This window comes from Rhizobium sp. BR 250 (assembly GCF_047445855.1).
GTDB lineage: Bacteria > Pseudomonadota > Alphaproteobacteria > Rhizobiales > Rhizobiaceae > Agrobacterium > Agrobacterium tumefaciens_I.
In genome coordinates this window covers 99,057-117,750 of sequence record NZ_JARWKW010000001.1, presented here as the reverse complement: position 1 = coordinate 117,750, position 18,694 = coordinate 99,057, and the positions used below count along the sequence as shown (strand labels likewise).

At 60.3% G+C, this 18,694-nt stretch carries 14 protein-coding genes; 2 read left to right on the top strand and 12 right to left on the bottom strand.

The genetic code is table 11. The features are described 5' to 3' along the window. Positions 1 to 54: 54 nt before the first annotated feature. The 9 genes from tatC to QD336_RS00585 all read right to left on the bottom strand — a co-directional run bounded on the left by tatC (position 55) and on the right by QD336_RS00585 (position 11,122). Positions 55 to 858 carry a twin-arginine translocase subunit TatC gene (gene tatC, locus QD336_RS00625; RefSeq protein ID WP_269341181.1) on the bottom strand — a complete coding sequence of 268 codons (804 nt, stop codon included), beginning with the start codon at positions 856 to 858 and terminating at the stop codon, positions 55 to 57. Next, positions 855 to 1,598, bottom strand: a complete 744-nt coding sequence (tatB, locus tag QD336_RS00620; RefSeq protein WP_499168838.1) for a Sec-independent protein translocase protein TatB — start codon at positions 1,596 to 1,598, stop codon at positions 855 to 857. Before tatB ends, tatC begins: the two co-directional genes overlap by 4 nt. A 157-nt stretch (positions 1,599 to 1,755) precedes the next feature. Then, on the bottom strand, positions 1,756 to 1,962 hold the full coding sequence (locus tag QD336_RS00615; RefSeq protein WP_003509722.1) for a twin-arginine translocase TatA/TatE family subunit: 207 nt from the start codon (positions 1,960 to 1,962) through the stop codon (positions 1,756 to 1,758). Between the two features lie 127 nt (positions 1,963 to 2,089). Then, positions 2,090 to 2,824: an SMC-Scp complex subunit ScpB gene (scpB, locus tag QD336_RS00610; RefSeq protein ID WP_269341178.1), complete on the bottom strand. Its 735-nt coding sequence runs from the start codon at positions 2,822 to 2,824 to the stop codon at positions 2,090 to 2,092. Further along, positions 2,814 to 3,662, bottom strand: coding sequence for a segregation and condensation protein A (locus QD336_RS00605; RefSeq protein WP_499168837.1), 849 nt, complete (start codon positions 3,660 to 3,662; stop codon positions 2,814 to 2,816). The genes scpB and QD336_RS00605 overlap by 11 nt, the downstream gene beginning before the upstream one ends. Before the next feature lie 58 nt (positions 3,663 to 3,720). Then, the gene (gene nagZ, locus QD336_RS00600; protein ID WP_499168836.1) at positions 3,721 to 4,737 is read right to left on the bottom strand and encodes a beta-N-acetylhexosaminidase; all 1,017 of its coding nucleotides are present in this window, start codon (positions 4,735 to 4,737) and stop codon (positions 3,721 to 3,723) included. A gap of 233 nt (positions 4,738 to 4,970) precedes the next feature. Beyond that, complete coding sequence (locus QD336_RS00595) at positions 4,971 to 8,006, bottom strand: SPOR domain-containing protein (RefSeq protein ID WP_499168835.1); 3,036 nt, start codon at positions 8,004 to 8,006, stop codon at positions 4,971 to 4,973. Between the two features lie 66 nt (positions 8,007 to 8,072). Beyond that, positions 8,073 to 9,830: an arginine--tRNA ligase gene (argS, locus tag QD336_RS00590; protein ID WP_499168833.1), complete on the bottom strand. Its 1,758-nt coding sequence runs from the start codon at positions 9,828 to 9,830 to the stop codon at positions 8,073 to 8,075. Between the two features lie 74 nt (positions 9,831 to 9,904). Next, positions 9,905 to 11,122, bottom strand: a complete 1,218-nt coding sequence (locus QD336_RS00585) for a deoxyguanosinetriphosphate triphosphohydrolase (RefSeq protein ID WP_499168831.1) — start codon at positions 11,120 to 11,122, stop codon at positions 9,905 to 9,907. 214 nt (positions 11,123 to 11,336) lie between these two features. Here QD336_RS00585 and erpA point away from each other — a divergent pair, with 214 nt between their 5' ends. Together erpA and xth are read left to right on the top strand one after the other, a co-directional pair. Further along, complete coding sequence (erpA, locus tag QD336_RS00580) at positions 11,337 to 11,669, top strand: iron-sulfur cluster insertion protein ErpA (RefSeq protein WP_269341169.1); 333 nt, start codon at positions 11,337 to 11,339, stop codon at positions 11,667 to 11,669. A 96-nt stretch (positions 11,670 to 11,765) separates the two neighbouring features. Further along, entirely contained in the window at positions 11,766 to 12,563 is a 798-nt protein-coding gene (gene xth / locus QD336_RS00575; RefSeq protein WP_499168830.1) for an exodeoxyribonuclease III, read from the top strand. A 58-nt stretch (positions 12,564 to 12,621) separates the two neighbouring features. Here xth and exoR read toward each other — a convergent pair whose 3' ends face one another. From exoR to QD336_RS00560, 3 genes are all read right to left on the bottom strand, one after another. Beyond that, positions 12,622 to 13,416, bottom strand: a complete 795-nt coding sequence (exoR, locus tag QD336_RS00570; RefSeq protein WP_003509731.1) for an exopolysaccharide production regulator ExoR — start codon at positions 13,414 to 13,416, stop codon at positions 12,622 to 12,624. Between the two features lie 563 nt (positions 13,417 to 13,979). Beyond that, a complete protein-coding gene (locus QD336_RS00565; RefSeq protein ID WP_269341166.1) occupies positions 13,980 to 15,269 on the bottom strand; it encodes an outer membrane protein transport protein in 1,290 nt (429 codons plus the stop codon). Positions 15,270 to 15,722: 453 nt separating this feature from the next. Next, positions 15,723 to 18,566, bottom strand: a complete 2,844-nt coding sequence (locus tag QD336_RS00560; protein WP_269341165.1) for a valine--tRNA ligase — start codon at positions 18,564 to 18,566, stop codon at positions 15,723 to 15,725. Positions 18,567 to 18,694 lie beyond the last annotated feature (128 nt).

Sequence of the window (18,694 nt, the reverse complement as noted above, 5' to 3'; positions counted from 1 at the left end):
CGGGCATGAACCCGGCGCGAGGAGATTTTTCGAGCGGTGAGACCTTCAGGAAAATCAGGTCTCCTCCAGCTCCGTGCTTGCGGATTCCGCAGCGCGCTTCCTCTCCACGAGTCGAGCCATGTAGATGGAAATCTCGTAGAGAATGATCGCAGGCAGCGCAAGACCGATCTGGGACATGGGGTCCGGCGGCGTCAGCACGGCCGCGACCACGAAGGCCATGACGATGGCGAACTTGCGCTTTTCCCTGAGCCAGTCGCTGGTCAAAAGCCCGACGCGCGCCAAAAGCGTGGTGACGACAGGCAGCTGGAACACCAGGCCGAAGGACAGCACCAGCGTCATGATGAGGCTCAGATATTCCGACACCTTCGGCATCAGCGAAATCGCCACCTCGCCATCCTCGGGCAATTGCTGCATGGCGAGGAAGAACCACATGACCATGGGCGTGAAGAAGAAATAGACGAGAGCCGCGCCGATGAGGAAGAGGATCGGCGAAGCGATCAGGAATGGCAGGAAGGCGGCGCGTTCGTTCTTGTAGAGGCCCGGCGCCACGAATTTATAAAGCTGCGAGGCGACCACCGGAAAGGAGATCACCATGGCGCCGAACATCGCGACCTTGATCTGCGTGAAGAAGAATTCCTGCGGCGCGGTATAGATCAGCGACGACTTCGCCACATCCAGACCGGCCCAGATCACCGCCCATTTATAGGGGATGACGAGCAGGTTGAAGAGGTGCTTGGCTACGGCGAAACAGGCGATGAAGGCGACAAAAAACGCACCGAGCGCCCAGATCAGCCGTGTGCGCAGCTCCATCAGGTGTTCGATAAGCGGCTGCGGCTTGTCCTCGATATCCCCGCTCATGCTTCATCCTTTTTGGGCTTTGCAGCCTTGGTTTTCGCCGCTTTTACCGGCTTTGCATCAGCCGCCGCCACGGCCTTTTCTGCTGCGGCCTTCCTGACGGTCGCCTTTTTGGCGGCAGCCTTCACGGCGGGCTTTGAGGCGGCGGGTTCGCTGGTCTTCGCGGAAACGACGGTTTCGGGCGTCGCGTCGGCCTTGCTGCGGGTGGCGCGTTTCGGCTTGGCGACAACCGCTTCGGACTCGACGGTGGCAATCGATTTCGCCCGTGCGCGCTTCGGTTTTTCTTCCGCCGCCACGGCGGCGGCAACCGGCGCGGTGGATGCGGCGACAACAGCGGGCGGCGCATCCGGCAGCTTCATTTCCGGCTCGGGTACGCTGACCAGCGGCGCGACCGGCTCGCTGGTCGCCGGTGCCGGTGTGGACGAAAGCCCGTCCGGCGGGGTCGTCGCCTTCTGCAGATCGGACTTGATCTCGTTGCCGAGCTGGCGAAGCGGGTTCATCGCATCGCGCAGCGAGTTTGTCGGGTTGAGATTGCGGACATCGGAAATGGTCTGGCGCACATCGTCCATGTCGGCCTCTTTAAGGGCCTCATCGAACTGGGTGCGGAAATCCCCCGCCATCTTGCGAAGGCCGGCCATCGTCTTGCCGAAGGCGCGGATCATGGGCGGCAAGTCCTTGGGCCCGACGACCACGATCAGGACGACCGCAATCACCAGAAGCTCGCTCCAGCCGATATCTAACATCAATATGCTCCCGAGACCCTAACGCATCGGCCCGAAAATCGGAATCGATCTTCGACAGGAACGATGCGCAACATACAAGTGATAGAGCGTCCCTTGCGCGCCCAAAAGGACGCACGGCGCTCTAGCGCCAGTCTCACACCAGGCGGCAACAGGCCGCTTACTTGATCTCGTCAGCCTTGTGGTCGACGGTCTTCGTGTTGGCATCGGCCGGCGGCGGCGTCTGGTCTTCGTCAGCCATGCCCTTCTTGAAGCTCTTGATGCCCTTTGCGACATCGCCCATCAATTCCGGGATCTTGCCGCGTCCGAAGAGGACGAGAACGATCACCAGCACGATGAGCCAATGCCACACACTAAAAGAACCCATAACTGAAACTCCTGAATTTCGCTTTCAGACGATGTAAGACGTTTGAAAGGCTTTTTCAAACGACAAATCGTCGCTTCAACAGCGAGTGCGCATAAAGTTTTCGTGGTGTCGCCCGATGCCGGCTATATCAATCGTCGCCATCGCCGCCGCCGGGCGCAAGCAGGCCCAGTTCTTCCAGATCAAGCTGCGTGATCGGGTCTTCGTCTTCACGCAACTCGTCGCTCATCATCGGCAGGGGCACGCCGAAATTGGAGGGGATGCGGCCCGAAAGCAGCCCTGCCCCCTTCAGCTCCTCAAGGCCCGGCAGATCGCGCAATTCCTCGAGGCCGAAATGGTCGAGAAACTCCACCGTGGTGCCGATCGTCACCGGCCTGCCGGGCGTGCGCCTGCGGCCCCGGAACCGGACCCAGCCCGCCTCCATCAGCACGTCCAGCGTGCCGCGTGAGGTCTGCACACCGCGAATCTCCTCGATTTCAGCGCGTGTCACCGGTTGATGATATGCGATAATCGCCAGAACTTCCAGCGCCGCGCGCGACAGCTTCTTCGGCTCCTTTTCTTCGGCGCGGATGACAAAGGAAAGATCACCAGCGGTGCGGAAGGCCCATTGCCCGCCCACCTGCACGAGATTGACACCTCGCTCCGCATAAAGAACCTTCAGACGCTGCAGAATGGCGACGACATCCATGCCACGCGGCAGACGTTCTGCGATGAAAGCCACGGATACGGGCTCGGCCGAGGCGAAGACCAGAGCCTCGGTGATGCGCTCGGCCTCCTTCAGCTGGCGTTCGGAAAATACCGTGGGTTCGATTCCCACCCCATCTGTCACAATCATCGCCTCGCCGGTCTCATCGTCATTCGTCATTATCGGTCCCCCCGGCATTGGCTCCGCGCTCATCCCTTGTGCCCCGGCGCATATAGATCGGCTGGAAAGCCCCCTCCTGCCGGATTTGCAGCGATCCCTCGCGCACCAGCTCCAGCGAAGCGGCAAAGGCACTGGCGATCGCCGTCACCCGCATGGCGGGATCCGGCACATATTGCAGCAGATATTGATCGAGCACCGTCCACTCACCGACATCGCCAAGCAGATGGGTCAAAAGCTCGCGCGCTTCCACCAGCGACCAGACCTGCCGTTTTTCAATCGTGACCTGGGTGATGGCCTGCCGTTGACGCAGATTGGCATAGGCGCTCAGGAGATCGTAGAGATTGGCCTCGTAAGCCGAGCGGTTGAAATGCGGAATATGCTCCGGCGCGCCACGGGCGAAGACATCACGGCCCAACTGGGCGCGGTTGACGAGCCGTTCGGCCGCCTCGCGCATCGCCTCCAGGCGCTTCAGCCGGAAGGCGAGCGTCGCGGCCATTTCCTCACCCGAGGGGCCGTCATCCTTGGATTGCTGCGGAATGAGCAGCTTGGACTTGAGGAAGGCGAGCCAGGCCGCCATGACCAGATAATCGGCGGCAAGCTCGATGCGCACGCGCCGCGCGCTTTCCACGAATTGCAGATATTGTTCGGCGAGCGCCAGCACCGAGATGCGCGACAGATCGACCTTCTGGGTGCGGGCAAGGTGCAGGAGAAGATCGAGCGGGCCTTCAAAACCCGCAACGTCGATCACCAGCCCGGCCTCGCCCGTCAGCCGCTCCGGCGTCACATCCTGCCAGAGCTTGTCCATCGGTGTTGAATTGCGAGACTTGTCTGCGGCCATTGTTCCATCCGCCGGGCGTCCGGCCTGTCGTCCCGAGTGAGCGGCCGCCGCCCGACTGTCAGGAAACGGCCCACATGGCGTTGAATTCGGCTCTCAGTTCCGCCTCGTCGGACGGGTCGGCGGCGGGGAACCCCGCTTCCACGGCCCGCACCCGTTCCAGCGAACGGCCGGAAAGAACGGGGACCTCCTTCACGACCTCCAGCATTTCACCCATCACGCCGTTGCAATGCAAGACTATATCACAGCCGCCCGCAACAATATTCGCAGCTCTTTCACCGAGCGTGCCCTTCAGCGCATTCATGGAACTATCATCGGACATCAAAAGACCGTCAAAGCCGATGCGACCGCGGATGATCTCCTCGATCACCTTCGGCGAGGTCGTCGCCGGCCGTTCGCGGTCGATGGCGTTGAACACCAGATGCGCGCTCATCGCCATCAATTCGCGGTTCAGCGCCCGGAACGGCACGAAATCGTGCGCATCCAGCTCATCGAGCGGCACATCGACAACAGGCAATTCATGGTGCGAATCCACCATGCCGCGACCATGGCCCGGCATATGTTTCATGACAGGCAGCATGCCGCCCGCCTTCAGCCCGTCGGCTGCCGCCTGCCCCATCTCGGCCACCATGGTCGGCGTGTAACCGTAAGCCCGGTTGCCGATGACGTTGCTCGCACCCTCCACCGGCACGTCGAGCACCGGCAAGCAGTCGACATTGATGCCGAATTTCATGAGGTCGAAAGCGTGCAGGCGCGACATCAGCCAGGCGGCGCGCAGGCCGGCACCCCGGTCGCGCTCATAGATTTCACCGAGAATGCGGGCATTCGGATAGGCCTGCAGGATCGGCGGCTTGATGCGCTGGACCCGTCCGCCCTCCTGATCGATCAGAACCGGCGCATCCGGCCGCCCGACGGCATCGCGCATGGAAGCGACGAGGTCGGTGATCTGCTGCGGCTCGCCGATATTGCGACCGAACAGGATGAAGCCCCATGGCTGCTCGTTGCGGTAAAGGGCGATCTCGTCGGCGGTCAGCGAAAGCCCGCTGCATCCGAGGATCATAGCTTTGCAATCGGTCATGATGTCACGCCTGTCTTGGAATAGATGGGAAGAATTTTGCCTGCTCCTCGGCCGATGCGAGGGCGGTGACGTTTAACGTTCGTCACCCCGGCCTCCGAGCCGGGGTCCAGCGCGATCAAGGCGCGGACGCGCCGTGACTGGAATGCCGGATCAAGTCCGGCATGACGGAGGATAGGTGCACCGTCAGCGTCATTAGACAATCAGCGCCGGGGCACTAGCCCCGGCGTGTCTCCTTAGCGCGCCACCAGGCAGCTGCCACCGGCTGCGCGGAACTTTTCGCACAGCGCCACGGCCGCGTTCTTGTCACCCGCCGGGATGCGGACGCGGTAGAACGTGCCCTTGCCGGCGATTTCGGCAGCCTTGATATCGACGCCGCGTCCACCGATGACCGAGCCGAACTTGGTCGACATGTTCTGGTAGGACTTCTGCGCTTCGGCCTGGCTCGGCAGCGAGGCGATCTGGATGTAATACCCACCGGCAGACGGCGCGCTGGTCGCAGCCGGTGTGGCGGCAGCCGTCTGCTGCTGTGCAGCCGGCGGCTGGGCGGGAGCGGTTGCCGTCGGGCGAACATTGCCCTGGTTGGTCACCGTTGCCACCACATTGGCGGGCTGCGAGGACGGACGCGCCGCGGGAACGGGTGCTGCGGACTGTGCGGCCGGCGGTGTTGCGGCCGGTGTGGTCGCAGCAGGCGCAGTCGCAGCTGGCGTATGGGTCTGCGGCTGCTCCGGCGTCACCGGAACCCGCGAAGCGGCGATGACGGCGGGAGCGCCCTCACCCGGCTTGGCGGTCTGCGGTGCGGCAAGCTCCGCCACCTTGTCGGCCTTTGGCGGCTGGGCAGCCGGCGCATCGACTTCCTGGGCAACCAGCGAGCCATCCGGCTTGACGATCATGGTGCGGACCTTGCGCGGCGAAACGCCAGTTGCGCCAGCACCTTCGTTCTGGGCAGCCTTTTCTTCCGGCGAAAGCAGGCGCGGATCCTCGGTCTCGCCAACCGGCGTGCCGGCAGCTTGCATATCCGCGTCGTTTTCGCCTTCCAGCGGCAATTGTTCGGGGATCAGCGTGCGCTGGACCACATCGACCGGCTGCTCGCTGCTGGAGATCAGCGCCGGTTGCTTCGGATCGGCGGCGCTGCCACCGGCCACGCGGTCATAAACCGCCTTGTCCTGGTTGGGCACGACGCGACCGCCCGGATTTTCCGGCACGACCTTCATCGGATCATTATCGGCGGAAATGATGACCGGCGCGCCATTCGAGCCGGTGCTCGACGAACCGCCCGAAACCAGCGCGTAAACGCCGCCGCCGATCAGCACCAGACCGATTGCTGCGGCAACCGGCATGATCCAGCGGCGACCGCCGCGTTCATCCTCGTCGCGATAGGCGGCCTGATGATCGACATAGGTATTTTCGGCATCACGCGGCGCATTGCCACGGGAAGCGGCAGCCTCCTGCATGGAGCGGCGGAAATCTTCTTCCAGCGCCCGCTCGAATTCGTCCGCCTCTTCCGGAGCCTGCACAGGACGCGCCTGGACGGCACCGCGGTTTTCCGCATGCTTGTGACGGTCGAGACCGCCGGCAACTGCTGGCGCAAACAGCGTTGCAAGCTCGGTATCGATATCGAGATCTTCCTCGTGACGGCGAGCGGCGGGCTTCGGTTCGAAAACCCCGACCGGCAGTTCCGGCACATCCATCTCGACGATGGTTTCCGGGTGTTCTTCCGTCTCGCCGATCTGCGAAGGATCAAATGGCAGGCTTTCCAGCGTCTGCGGCACGGCCGGCTGCGCGGCGACAGGGCGCGGCTGAACCGGAGCGGCAGCGACGGGCGCGGCGGCGACAACGGGGACCGGGCTCGGCTGCGGCGCGGGCTGCTCCCTCACCGGCTGCGGCGCAACAGCGGCAACCGGCGCGGCCTGCTGCGGACGCACGGGCTGTGGCGCGGGTGCGGGCGCAACTTCCGCTTCGGCGATTTCAGACAGATCCAGATCAAGATCGAGATCATCGAGCGCAAGCTCGAAATCATCATCGTTGAAGCCGGCAAAATCCGCAAAATCCGGCTCTTCCGCTGGCGACGACGCAGCAACGACCGGCGCGGCCTTCACAGGCGTTGCGGCAGCAACCACTGGCGGCTCTACCTTAGCGGCGGCCTGGAAGGCGGGCGCAGCCTGAACGGCGGGCACGGCCTGTACAACGGGCTCTTCGCCACGACCAGGAATGGAATATTTCGCAACGTCGTAGATCAGCTCGTCCATCGGCGAGAGTTGTTTCGCTGCCGGCTTCTCGGCAACCACCGGCGCCAGAGGCTCTGCTGCGGGCGTGAAGGTCGCGGCGGCAGGCGCAAAGGACGGCATGGTCTCTTCCGCCTGAACGACGGCCGGCGCGGGAGCGGGTTCGGCCTGCGGCTCGATGCGGGCTGCGGCGGGCAGCTGTTCGGATCGCGGCTCGACCCGGCGCGGATCGACAGCCGAAACATCGCGGCGCGCACCGAAATTGGCAAGCGGCAGCCTCAGGCTGGAAAATTCCAGCGAAGAACGGCCGCCATGCGAAGGCGGACGAACGGAAACCGGCGCAGGCGCCTCTTCCGCAACGGCAATCTCCACCTCATCGGCGAGATCGAAAGCCTGCGGCTCCGGCGCATAGGCGTGAGCATCGGAAGACACATTGCTGGAAACATCCGCCGGAAGCTCCGGCATGGCGTGCCATTCAGGCTGGACAGGCTCTGCGGCCTGCGGCTCTTCCCATGCCACCTGCTGGTAGACAACCGGCTCGGCCGCGCGCGGCTGGCGCGAATGCACATCGAAGACTTCCGCCACAGCACCGGCGTCGTCGCGGAAATCCGCGCGAATATCCTGCTGCGCAGAGGTTTCAACGTAATTGTGGATATAGGCCTGATCGACCTCGGGGAGCGGCTCGTGCCTCACCTCGGGCTGTGGCGCGGGCTCGGCCACCGGCGCGAGCTCCGGCTCGCGGCGGGCGAAAACCGATTCGACGCGCTGCATGAAATCGCTGGGATGGATGCCCGCACGAACATCGTTCGCCGGATCAAGAACGACGGGATCGGCGTGCGGCGCGTCGTAAACCTCGAATTCCCTCAGAAGCTCATCTTCGAGATTAAATTCGGGTTCGCGGCGGGTCACCGGCGGCTGAGCCTCGGAACCCGCATGCGAAGGACGATCTTCGAAGCCGACGATACGCGCCAGTTCTGCCAGAGGATCGTTGTCAGCGAAGCCTTCGGACCGGGCGTCCCGGTTATACGCGACATTTTTTTCGACCATTACGTGTTCCACCATCTACGCATTGCAGCTCTTGCCAGCGTATTGTGAGCAAATAATGGTGATATGTTATCGCATTTCGGCAGGTGCGTCCGCTCCTAAAAGCGTAAGGCCGGACCTCAGAACATTCGCGACAGCATTCACCAGCCCAAGTCTGGCAATGCTCAATTCTCGGTTTTTATCGTTAATAAAACGTAATTCCGGTTGGTCTTTACCCTTGTTCCAGTGTCCATGGAAGGAACTGGCGAGATCATAGAGGTAAAAAGCAAGCCGGTGCGGCTCGTGCGAAAGGGCTGCGGATTCGATCAGGCGCGGATATTCGGCGAGCTTCGCAACCAGCTGCAACTCATTGATATCACTGATCAAAGCAACGGACGCCGCCATTTCCTCAGCCGACGGAGAAAGGCCCGGAAACGCCTCCTGCGCCTGCCGGAAGATCGACATCGAGCGGGCATGCGCATATTGCACGTAAAAAACCGGATTATCCTTCGATTGTTCGGTCACTTTCGCGAAATCGAAGTCCAGCGGCTCGGAATTCTTCCGATAAAGCATCATGAATCGCACGGGATCGCGACCCACTTCGTCGACAACATCGCGCAGCGTTACGAAGTCACCGGAGCGCTTCGACATCTTCACCGGCTCGCCATCGCGGAACAGCTTGACGAGCTGGCAGAGCAGCACGGTCAGCTTCGACTTGCCTTCCGAGACGGCGCGCGCGACGGCTTCCAGACGCTTCACATAACCACCATGGTCGGCGCCGAGCACATAGATCATCTCGGAGAAACCACGGTCGAACTTGTTCTTGAAATAGGCAACGTCGGCGGCGAAATAGGTGTAAGAACCGTCCGATTTCATCAGCGCACGGTCCATGTCGTCGCCCACTTCCGTGGAACGGAACAGCGTCTGCTCGCGGTCTTCCCAATCTTCCGGCAATTCGCCCTTCGGCGGCGGCAGGGTGCCCTTGTAGACATGGCCCTTAAAGGTGAGATCGTTGATGGCCGAGAGGATCGGTCCGCCATTGCCCTCATGCAGCGTGCGCTCCGAGAAGAACACGTCGTGCCGGACGTTAAGCAGCGCCAGATCCTCGCGGATCATCACCATCATCGCGTCGATCGCCTTGTCTTTCACGATCGGCAGCCATTTTTCTTCCGGCATGGCGCGTAGCTTGATGCCATATTCATCCGCCAGCGCCTGGCCGACGGGAACGAGATAGTCACCGGGATAAAGGCCGGACGGAATGGTGCCGATATCCTCACCCAGCGCCTCGCGGTAACGCAGGAACACCGAACGGGCCAGCACATCGATCTGCGAGCCGGCATCGTTGATGTAATATTCCTTGGTAACGCCGTAACCCGCAAAAGCGAGCAGGTTCGCCAGCGTGTCGCCTACCACGGCACCACGGCAATGGCCGACATGCATCGGGCCGGTCGGGTTGGCGGAGACATATTCGACGTTGATCTTCTGGCCGGTGCCAATGGTGGAGCGGCCGAAATCGATACCCTGGCTGATCATATCGGCCAGAAGACGCTGCCAGTAACCGACGGAGACCTTGAGATTGATGAAGCCGGGACCGGCAACATTGACGCTGTCGACATCGCCATCCGCCTGAAGGGCAGGCACGATGAGTTCGGCAAGCGCGCGCGGATTGGTGCCGAGCGGCTTCGCCAGCACCATGGCAGCGTTGGTTGCGACATCACCATGGCTCAGATCGCGCGGGGATTCGACGGTAATTCGACTGAAATCGACCTTTTCGCGGTTCTCTTTCACGAGATCGAGGGTCTCGAGCGCGTTTTTGATCCTGGTATCGAAATCGGCAAAAATGTTCATCGTTCCAACCTGCGCGAAGGGCTTCTGTTTAGTCCGGCCTTTTAACCGGGTCGGCTTCGCGATCGCCCGCTGCCCTATCGCAAATCGGGGGTGTGGTCAAACAGGCGCTGGTGGGCACGCAGTGCATAACTGTCGGTCATGCCGGCCAGATAGTCGCCCACATGGCGGGCCTTGGCGGCCACGCTCATGCCGGAAATGCTGTCCACCCAGTAGTGGCTCTGCATTTCCGCCGGCGTTTCCATATAACGGTGGAAAAGATCGGTGACGATCTGTGTGGCGCCGGCGCGGATGCGCATGATTTCCGGATGCCGATAGATGTGGCCGAACAGCAGCTTCTTGATCTGCCGGTCGGTTTCGGCCATCTCCGGCGAAAACGTCGCGACGGTGAAATCGGCGGCACGAATATCCGCCGCACTCTTCGGTTTCAGCCGGGCGAGGTTTTGCTGCGCCACGCCGATCACATCTTCCACCATATGGGTGATCTGCCGGCGCATGATTTCGTTGGCGAAACGCTCCTTGTCGAGCACGGGATATTTGCCCCGTACCTCGGCCATCAGGCCGCCAAGGAAAGGCACCTCCTCCAGCATCTCGAATGTGAGATAACCGGCGCGCAGACCGTCATCTATATCGTGGGTATTATAGGCGATGTCGTCGGCAATCGCCGCCACCTGCGCCTCCAGGCTCGCATAGCTGCCGATTTCCAGATCCTGCAGCTCGCAATATTCGAGAATGGGCAGCGGAACCGGCCCCTTGATGCCCTCGCCCCTGGCATTCACCAGCGGGCCATTGTGCTTGACGAGACCTTCCAGCGTTTCCCAGGTCAGGTTGATGCCGTCATATTCGGCATAACGGCGCTCCAGCTTGGTGACGATGCGCAGCGACTGCGCATTGTGATCGAAGCCGCCATAGGGCAGCAACACGGCATCCAGCGCATCTTCGCCCGTATGGCCGAAGGGCGTGTGGCCGAAATCATGCACCAGCGCCACGCCTTCGGCCAGATCCTCGTCGAGCTTCAGGGCACGGGCGAGCGCGCGGGCGATCTGCGCCACCTCGATGGTGTGGGTAAGCCGCGTGCGATAGTGGTCTCCGTCCGGGCTGATGAACACCTGCGTCTTGTGCTTCAGGCGGCGAAAGGCCGTGGTGTGGACGATGCGGTCACGATCACGCTGGAATTCCGAGCGCGTCAGGCTTCCGGCCTCGGGAAAAAGACGCCCGCGCGTGGTCCATGGATCCGAAGCGAACACCGCCCTCTCGCCACTTCCAAAACCCAATGCGCGCTGGTCTATGATCATGCATCCACCTGTTGTCTTCGCCGGCCGGGGCTTCCTTTTGGTCTCGGCCATTGACCTTTTCATTCACCCTTCATACCTATCGCAGAGGTCAGCGCAAAGCATCATCGCCACGTTGACCGCCTTCAACAGGCTATAGACCGTTAATTTGACCGGTTTATAATGATGACAACGAGATTATTGCTCTCCGGTTCTTGACCCCGGCAGGAGAAACGACATGGAAAACAGCGACATTACCCTTTCGGAAGCAGCGGCGAAGCGAATCGCGCAGATCGTCGCCGCCGATGCCGGCAAACAGGCGCTGCGCGTCTCCGTGGAAGGAGGCGGCTGCTCGGGCTTCTCCTACAAGTTCGATCTGGCCGAAGACCCCACCGATGACGATATCGTGATCGCGCGCGGCGATGCCAAGGTGCTGATCGACAGCCTGTCCGTCGTTTATATGGCCGGCTCCGAAATCGACTTCGTCGACAATCTGCTCGGCCAGTCCTTCCAGATCAAGAACCCGAATGCCGTGGCAAGCTGCGGCTGCGGCACGAGCTTCTCGATCTGACATCATCTTTCCACCACATCCACAGGGCCGTTTTCCAAAAACGGTGGCAATCGGTTTTGCATCGGGTAAAAGTACCCCCACAAAAGGGAAATTCCGATGAAGATTGTCACCTGGAACATCAACGGCGTTAAGGCGCGTATCGAAAACCTCTGCCAGTGGCTGAAGGATTCGTCGCCCGACATCGTCTGCCTTCAGGAGATCAAGTCGGTCGACGAGGGCTTTCCCCGGCTGGAGCTTGAGGCGCTGGGTTATCACGTCGAGACCCATGGCCAGAAAGGCTTCAACGGCGTCGCCCTGCTCTCGAAGGTCAAGCCGGACGAGGTCAATCGCGGTCTGCCGGGCGATGATGCCGATGAACAGGCGCGTTTCATCGAAGGCGTGTTTTCCGTCGAAGGCGGCGCGATCCGTGTCTGCTCGCTTTACCTGCCAAACGGCAATCCGCCCGACGATCCGGTGAAATATCCCTACAAGCTTGCCTGGATGGAAAGGCTGCGGCGCTTTGCCGAAGACCGCCTTGCGCTCGAAGAGCCGCTGATTCTGGCGGGTGACTACAATGTCATTCCCGAGCCCTTCGATTGCCACGACCCCCGCGTATGGGAAGGTGACGCCCTGTTCCTGCCGAAGACCCGCGCGGCCTTCCGCAAACTGGAGAATCTCGGCTTCACCGATGCCGCGCGTGCGACGACCGATGCGGCAGGACTTTATTCCTTCTGGGACTATCAGGCCGGGGCATGGCCGAAAAACAACGGCATCCGCATCGATCATCTGATGCTGTCAGCGGAAGCGGCTGACAAGCTGCAATCAGTCGAGATCGAAAAACATGTGCGGGCCTGGGAAAAACCGTCCGACCATGTGCCGGTCTGCGGTTATTTCGATTTCAGCCCGGTTGGCTGACCCGCTTCCATCGGGCGGATGAAACCGTCCCGATCGGCATTCTCAATCCGGCCCATTCTCAATCAGGATCGTTGAACTGCATGTTCTGCGCCATGGCGATGGCCGCGCGGCGATCATTTTCGCCGGCCAGCGAAAAGGCCTGCTCCTGCAGGTTCTGGATCCAGGTACAGTCGGCCGCCGTGCATTTGTCAAGCGCCGCGGTCATGAAGGCCAGCCCCTGCGTCGTCTGGCCTTCCTGGAAGATCAGATTGCCGAAAATCGACATGGCGCCGGCATGGCCGTGCTTACGGGCCTGGTTCAACCACTTCTTGGCCTGTTGCACATCGGCGCGACCGCCCTCGCCGGCCAGGATCATCTCCGCCAGACGGAACTGCGCTTCAGCCACGCCGAAGGTGGAAGCCACCTGGAAATAAAGCTGACGGGCCTGCGAAAGGTCCATTTTCACCGGGCTGCCGGGAATGCCGTGACGGTAATAATCGGCAAGGGAAAGAAGTGCATTGACGAAAAAGCCGGTATCTTCCGAACCGGGCTCCACGCCCTGATTGGCAATCTCGCTGTAGATCTTGAAAGCTTCGAAGTCGTTCTTGGCGACGCCATCGCCATAGGCATACATATTGGCAAGCGCCCAGCGCGAGCCGGTATGGCCTTTTTCGGCTGCGTAGCGATAGGCCTCGACGGCTTCACCCTTGTTGCCGTTCTTGTAGGCCTTGAAGCCGAACTTGAACAGGTCGAAGGGGCCGGATTCCTTGGTCACGCCCGCATTGATGTCAAAAGCCGCAGCAGGCATTGCGAGCGACGCAAGCAACATGCCCATAAGGAGCGGCTTTAAAACGTTGGCTTCACATTTCAGCATTTCAGCGAACTTCTCTCACTCTTCCCGGCATATAGCCAATACTTGCGGAATACTGCAAAGCCGAACCCCGCCGGGTCGCGATTTTTCGAACACACTGCGTCTTTCCGGCAGCACTTTCCAGCGCACCACCGGTGGTCTTTCGTGGCAATTGCCCTAATTTTCCAGTTAAACAGATATAGGCATAATTTCCGGCAATATAACGGCATCTCACCGCCCGCCGGTCAGCGCCAAACAAGAAAGCCGGGCGAAATTCCCGTATTACTTGCTTAAACCCTGAATCCAAATCCGTTTTCACTTTTAGGCATTGCGCACCACCACATCAAACGCCTGCATGTTCTTCCATTCCCGCGTCCCTAAACATAAGCCAAGCACCCTGTTTGTGGCGGGAAATGGACAGATATGCTCACATTCCAACGCGACCCCACGCTTGCAGAAAAGTGTTGCCAAATCGTCACAAAACTTTCGGGCTAGAAAATTTTATCGAGCAAGAATCATAGTCGCGCATGAAAAAAGGCCCGGTTGGTAAACCGGACCTTTATTTTAGCATCAACGAAAGGATTGGATCAGAACTTGACCTTCACGCCGGTAGAGATCGCCGCCACGAGGTCATTGCCGAAGTCGTAGCCTGCCTCGTTGCCGCAGGTGAAGCCCGCGCCGCAGGGTCCGCCGTTGATCGAAGACTTACCCGAGGTCAGCAGACCAAGTGCGCCTGCAATCTTGAACTCGATGTTCTTGTTGGGCGAATAGACCACCTGTGTGCCAAGGGTCCAGGTGTCGGTCTGCGTACCGATAACCGTGGACGTGCCACGATCCCAGGTCAGGCTGACCGCGCCGCTCCACTGTTCGTTGAACTTGTGACCAACGCCGCCGGAAATCGTCCAGCCGTCGCGATAGAACAGGTCAAGCGTATTCAGCGTGTCTGCGCCACTTGGAACGCAGGGAGACGTGCCGACCGCGCAGAAAGGAATGACCTGAATCTGGCTCCAGTCGGTCCACTTCACCGAACCGAAAGCAAGCCAGTCTGGCGCTATGCCGGATTGCACCTTGAGTTCGATGCTGTCTGGCATGGAAACGGAGCCATAGATCGGCACGAGCTTGCCGCCGTATTTTGCAAGCGTCGGAGATATGGACGGCGGTGTCTGCGGGATCGCTCTGACATCGGCGAAGCCGGTCAGATCGTGATCGACAGCGCTGTTATAAACAAGGCTGGCGCGGAACGCGATTTCAGGGATTTCATAGGCCATGCCGGCGCGCCAGCCCCAGCCATCGCCTTCCATCTCCAGCTTGCCGACGCCGCTGAAGCTGGACCATGCGGGATTAAGACCAAGCACGCCCGGTCCGAGGACCTGACGGTATTTGTAACCGCTGAGTTCCTGATAGAAACCGCCGCCGATGATCGAAAAATCGCCCTTGCCGAGATCGAACTTGACGCGGCAGGTCGTAGCGTAGTTATGCGACTTGACCTTGGTTTCGATGTTGTAGCTCGATCCCTGCCAGATCCCGGGCTTCAAATGTGCGCCCCACGGTTCGGAGTAATCGAACATGCAGTCGCCCAAATCACCGATTGCCGCCTTGGCACCGATACGGGTCGACCAGAAATTTTCGGAGTCATCTGCGCTGTTCGACCAGGACGCAGGCAAAGGACCGCTTTTCAGCGGATTGTCCCGCGCATTCTCCACCTTGCGCTGCGGTGCGACGAAAGTGGCGGAACTGTCGAGAACATAATCGGACGGATCGAACAGCAGGTCGATATTATAACCGCCGCGCTCGAGGCCACCCGCCAGTGAGGGCGTTACCGCCGCGATGCTGACTGCGAAACATACCGCGCCGCGAAAAATTGCAGTTTTTGCCATCTCTCTCCCCAATCAAGGCAATGTGATCGTCAAAAGAGTGAAGCGCTTCGCGGCAAATGACAATCTGCCGCACTCTGGCACAGTTCTGCGACACTTCTCCATTTTTTACGTAAGAATTCCATGTCGATCCCCTTGTATAATCATTTTAGGTTATTTTTCTAATCCGATTGAAGCAATCAGACACAAAATGAAACAAATTCCCACTGGGGACAGGAATTGTCGCCAAATAACCACACTCACGAGTTTCCCGAGGAAACGCGCTTATCAGGCCGTTTTTGTTGGTTTTTTCGGCTGTTTTCAGCGATTTTGGCCGGATATGGCGTGAAATAATCGCTCTTTCAGCGCGCATGATTCGCCATTGCAGTGCAGCAATCAATCGAGACGAATTGTTACGCCAAAGAAAAACGCCCCGTTGCAAACGGGGCGTTTTGTTCTGCAAAGCCTTAAGCGGTATTACCCCGCTTCGCTGACCCGTGTGAGCGCCGTTCTCAGGCTTGCGAGCTGAACTTCCAGCTCCGCCTTGCGCTCGCGCTCGGCGGCGACGACTTCCGGATCGGCATTGGCCACGAATTTTTCGTTCGACAGCTTCTTGTCGATACGTTCCATTTCCGCATCCACCTTGCCGATCGCCTTTTCGAGACGGGCTTCCTCGGCCGCCAGATCGATGAGCTTGCCGAGTGGCAGGCAGACGGTGGCCTCACCGACGATGATCTGCGCGGAACCCTTCGGCGCAACATCGGCGGCGCGGATTTCATCCGCACGCGCCAGACGCCGGATGGCGGCGGCATGGCGGTCAAGCCGCGCTTCGGTGGAAGTGTTGGCGCCGACGACAACCAGCGAGGCGGTGGCGCCCGGCGGCACGTTCATCTCGGCGCGCGCAGAGCGGATGCCGGAGACGAGATCGATCAGCCAGTTGATTTCAGCCGCCGCGGCATCGTCACGGAATTCCGGCTCCGGCCAGTCGGTGAGGCAAAGCAGGTTATCCCGCTCTTCTCCCTCACCGGCCGTATGAGCCCACAGCTCCTCCGTCATGAAGGGCATGAAGGGATGCAGGAGCTTGTAGATCTCCTCCAGAACATAAGCCGCGCAGGCCTGCGATTCCGTTTTCGCCTTTTCGTCTTCGCCGCTGAAGACTGGCTTCAGCAGCTCCAGATACCAGTCGCAGAACTGGTTCCACACGAAACGATAGAGAATGCCGGAAGCATCGTTGAAGCGGAAGTTCTCAAGCGCCGCCGTCACGTCGCGCGCCGTATTGGCAAGCTCGGTCAGAATCCAGCGGTTGATGGTGAGCGACGCGGTTTCAGCCAGGAAATGCGGATCGCGCTTCACGCCGTTCATTTCGGCAAAACGTGTCGCATTCCAGAGCTTCGTGCCGAAGTTGCGGTAACCGGCGATACGTGCCGGATCGAGCTTCACGTCGCGGCCCTGCGCCGCCATGATGGCCAGCGTGAAACGCAGCGCATCCGCGCCATATTCGTCGATCAGTTCCAGCGGGTCGATGACGTTGCCCTTGGACTTCGACATCTTCTGGCCGTTCTTGTCGCGAACCAGCGCGTGGATGTAGACCGTGCTGAACGGCTCGACCGGATTGCCGGCATCGTCCTTCATGAAATGCAGGCCCATCTGCATCATCCGCACCACCCAGAACGGGATGATGTCGAAACCGGTGACCAGCACATTGGTCGGATAATAACGCGCCAGTTCCGGCGTCTGCTCGGGCCAGCCGAGCGTCGAGAACGGCCAGAGCGCCGACGAGAACCAGGTGTCGAGCACGTCTTCGTCGCGCGTCAGGATTTCGCCGGGCGCGAAGTTTTCGAGCTTCTCTTCCACCCAGGCCTTCCACGGGCCTTCATGGGCGATGTAATGCTGGATGGCAGCCTGCAGCGCCTCTTCCTCGGTCTTTTCAACGAAGACCTGACCGTCCGGGCCGTACCATGCCGGAATCTGGTGCCCCCACCACAATTGCCGCGAGATACACCAGGGCTGGATGTTTTCCATCCACTGGAAATAGGTGTTTTCCCAGTTCTTCGGTACGAAATTGGTGCGGCCTTCACGAACGGAGGCAATTGCCGGCTGGGCCAGCGTCTTGTTGTCCACCCACCATTGGTCGGTTAGACGCGGCTCGATCGGCACGCCGCCGCGGTCGCCATGCGGCACCACATGCTTGTGCGGCTCGATCTTGTCGAGCAGGCCGGCTTCCTCGAAGATTTCGACGATGATCTTGCGGGCGGTAAAGCGGTCCTGCCCTTCGAGACGATCCCATGCGCCATGCAGCGCGGCGGGATGGTTGAGGCCTTCGAGGAAATCCTCGTTCTCCTTGATGGTGATCGTGCCATCGATATTCATGACATTGATGGCGCGCAGGCCGCAGCGCTTGCCGACTTCGAAATCGTTGAAGTCATGCGCCGGCGTGATCTTGACCGCACCGGTTCCAGCCGTCGGATCGGCATAATCATCGGCAACGATCGGGATCTTGCGGCCAACGATCGGCAGGATGACATGCTTGCCGATGATGCCCTTGTAGCGGTCATCCTTCGGGTTCACCGCAACGCCGGTATCGCCAAGCATGGTTTCGGGTCGCGTCGTGGCAACGACGATATAATCGCGCGTTTCAAACTCGGTGGGCTTGCCCTCCTCGTCGAAAGCGACCGGATACTGATAGGTGACGCCCTTTTCCAGCGGATAACGGAAGTGCCAGAGGTTGCCCTTCACCTCGATCTGTTCGACTTCCATGTCGGAAATCGCAGTCTGCAGCTTGGGGTCCCAGTTGACGAGGCGCTTGGCCTTATAGATCAGGTTCTGCTTGTAGAGCGTGACGAAGACTTCGAGAACCGCCTCGGAGAGACCTTCATCCATGGTGAAGCGCTCGCGCGACCAGTCGCAGGAGGCGCCGAGGCGTTTCAGCTGGTTGAAGATCAGGCCGCCGGATTCAGCCTTCCATTCCCAGACCTTCTCCACGAAAGCCTCGCGGCCCATCTCGCGGCGGCCCGGCAGCTGCTGTTCCATCAGCTTGCGCTCGACGACCATCTGCGTGGCGATGCCGGCATGGTCCATGCCCGGCTGCCACAACACGTCCTTGCCGCGCATGCGCTCGAAGCGGACCAGAATATCCTGCAACGTGTTGTTGAGCGCATGGCCCATATGCAGGGAGCCGGTCACATTCGGCGGCGGGATGACGATGGTGAAGGTTTCCGCGCCCGGCTTGGCGTTGGCGCCGGCACGAAAAGCGTTAGCCTCGTCCCAGGCTTTGGCGATCTTCGGTTCGACGGATGCGGAATCGTAGGTCTTTTCGAGCATTTCCTGACCTGAATTTTAGAGTTCTTGTGTGGATTTTTTAAATAAGGATGGACGGGAGAGAGTCAACAGAAACCCGCCCGCGAGCCAACCATTGAGTGGACCCACGGGTGACTATGCCCCCATAACAC

Excerpts from the sequence above, each read along its gene's own strand:
- xth (WP_499168830.1), top strand. The coding sequence starts at position 11,766 with ATGAAGATTGTCACCTGGAACATCAACGGCGTTAAGGCGCGTATCGAA.
- QD336_RS00565 (WP_269341166.1), bottom strand. The coding sequence starts at position 15,269 with ATGGCAAAAACTGCAATTTTTCGCGGCGCGGTATGTTTCGCAGTCAGC.
- exoR (WP_003509731.1), bottom strand. The coding sequence starts at position 13,416 with ATGCTGAAATGTGAAGCCAACGTTTTAAAGCCGCTCCTTATGGGCATG.
- scpB (WP_269341178.1), bottom strand. The coding sequence starts at position 2,824 with ATGACGAATGACGATGAGACCGGCGAGGCGATGATTGTGACAGATGGG.
- erpA (WP_269341169.1), top strand. The coding sequence starts at position 11,337 with ATGGAAAACAGCGACATTACCCTTTCGGAAGCAGCGGCGAAGCGAATC.
- QD336_RS00585 (WP_499168831.1), bottom strand. The coding sequence starts at position 11,122 with ATGATCATAGACCAGCGCGCATTGGGTTTTGGAAGTGGCGAGAGGGCG.
- argS (WP_499168833.1), bottom strand. The coding sequence starts at position 9,830 with ATGAACATTTTTGCCGATTTCGATACCAGGATCAAAAACGCGCTCGAG.
- QD336_RS00605 (WP_499168837.1), bottom strand. The coding sequence starts at position 3,662 with ATGGCCGCAGACAAGTCTCGCAATTCAACACCGATGGACAAGCTCTGG.
- QD336_RS00595 (WP_499168835.1), bottom strand. The coding sequence starts at position 8,006 with ATGGTCGAAAAAAATGTCGCGTATAACCGGGACGCCCGGTCCGAAGGC.
- tatC (WP_269341181.1), bottom strand. The coding sequence starts at position 858 with ATGAGCGGGGATATCGAGGACAAGCCGCAGCCGCTTATCGAACACCTG.
- QD336_RS00615 (WP_003509722.1), bottom strand. The coding sequence starts at position 1,962 with ATGGGTTCTTTTAGTGTGTGGCATTGGCTCATCGTGCTGGTGATCGTT.
- tatB (WP_499168838.1), bottom strand. The coding sequence starts at position 1,598 with ATGTTAGATATCGGCTGGAGCGAGCTTCTGGTGATTGCGGTCGTCCTG.
- QD336_RS00560 (WP_269341165.1), bottom strand. The coding sequence starts at position 18,566 with ATGCTCGAAAAGACCTACGATTCCGCATCCGTCGAACCGAAGATCGCC.
- nagZ (WP_499168836.1), bottom strand. The coding sequence starts at position 4,737 with ATGACCGATTGCAAAGCTATGATCCTCGGATGCAGCGGGCTTTCGCTG.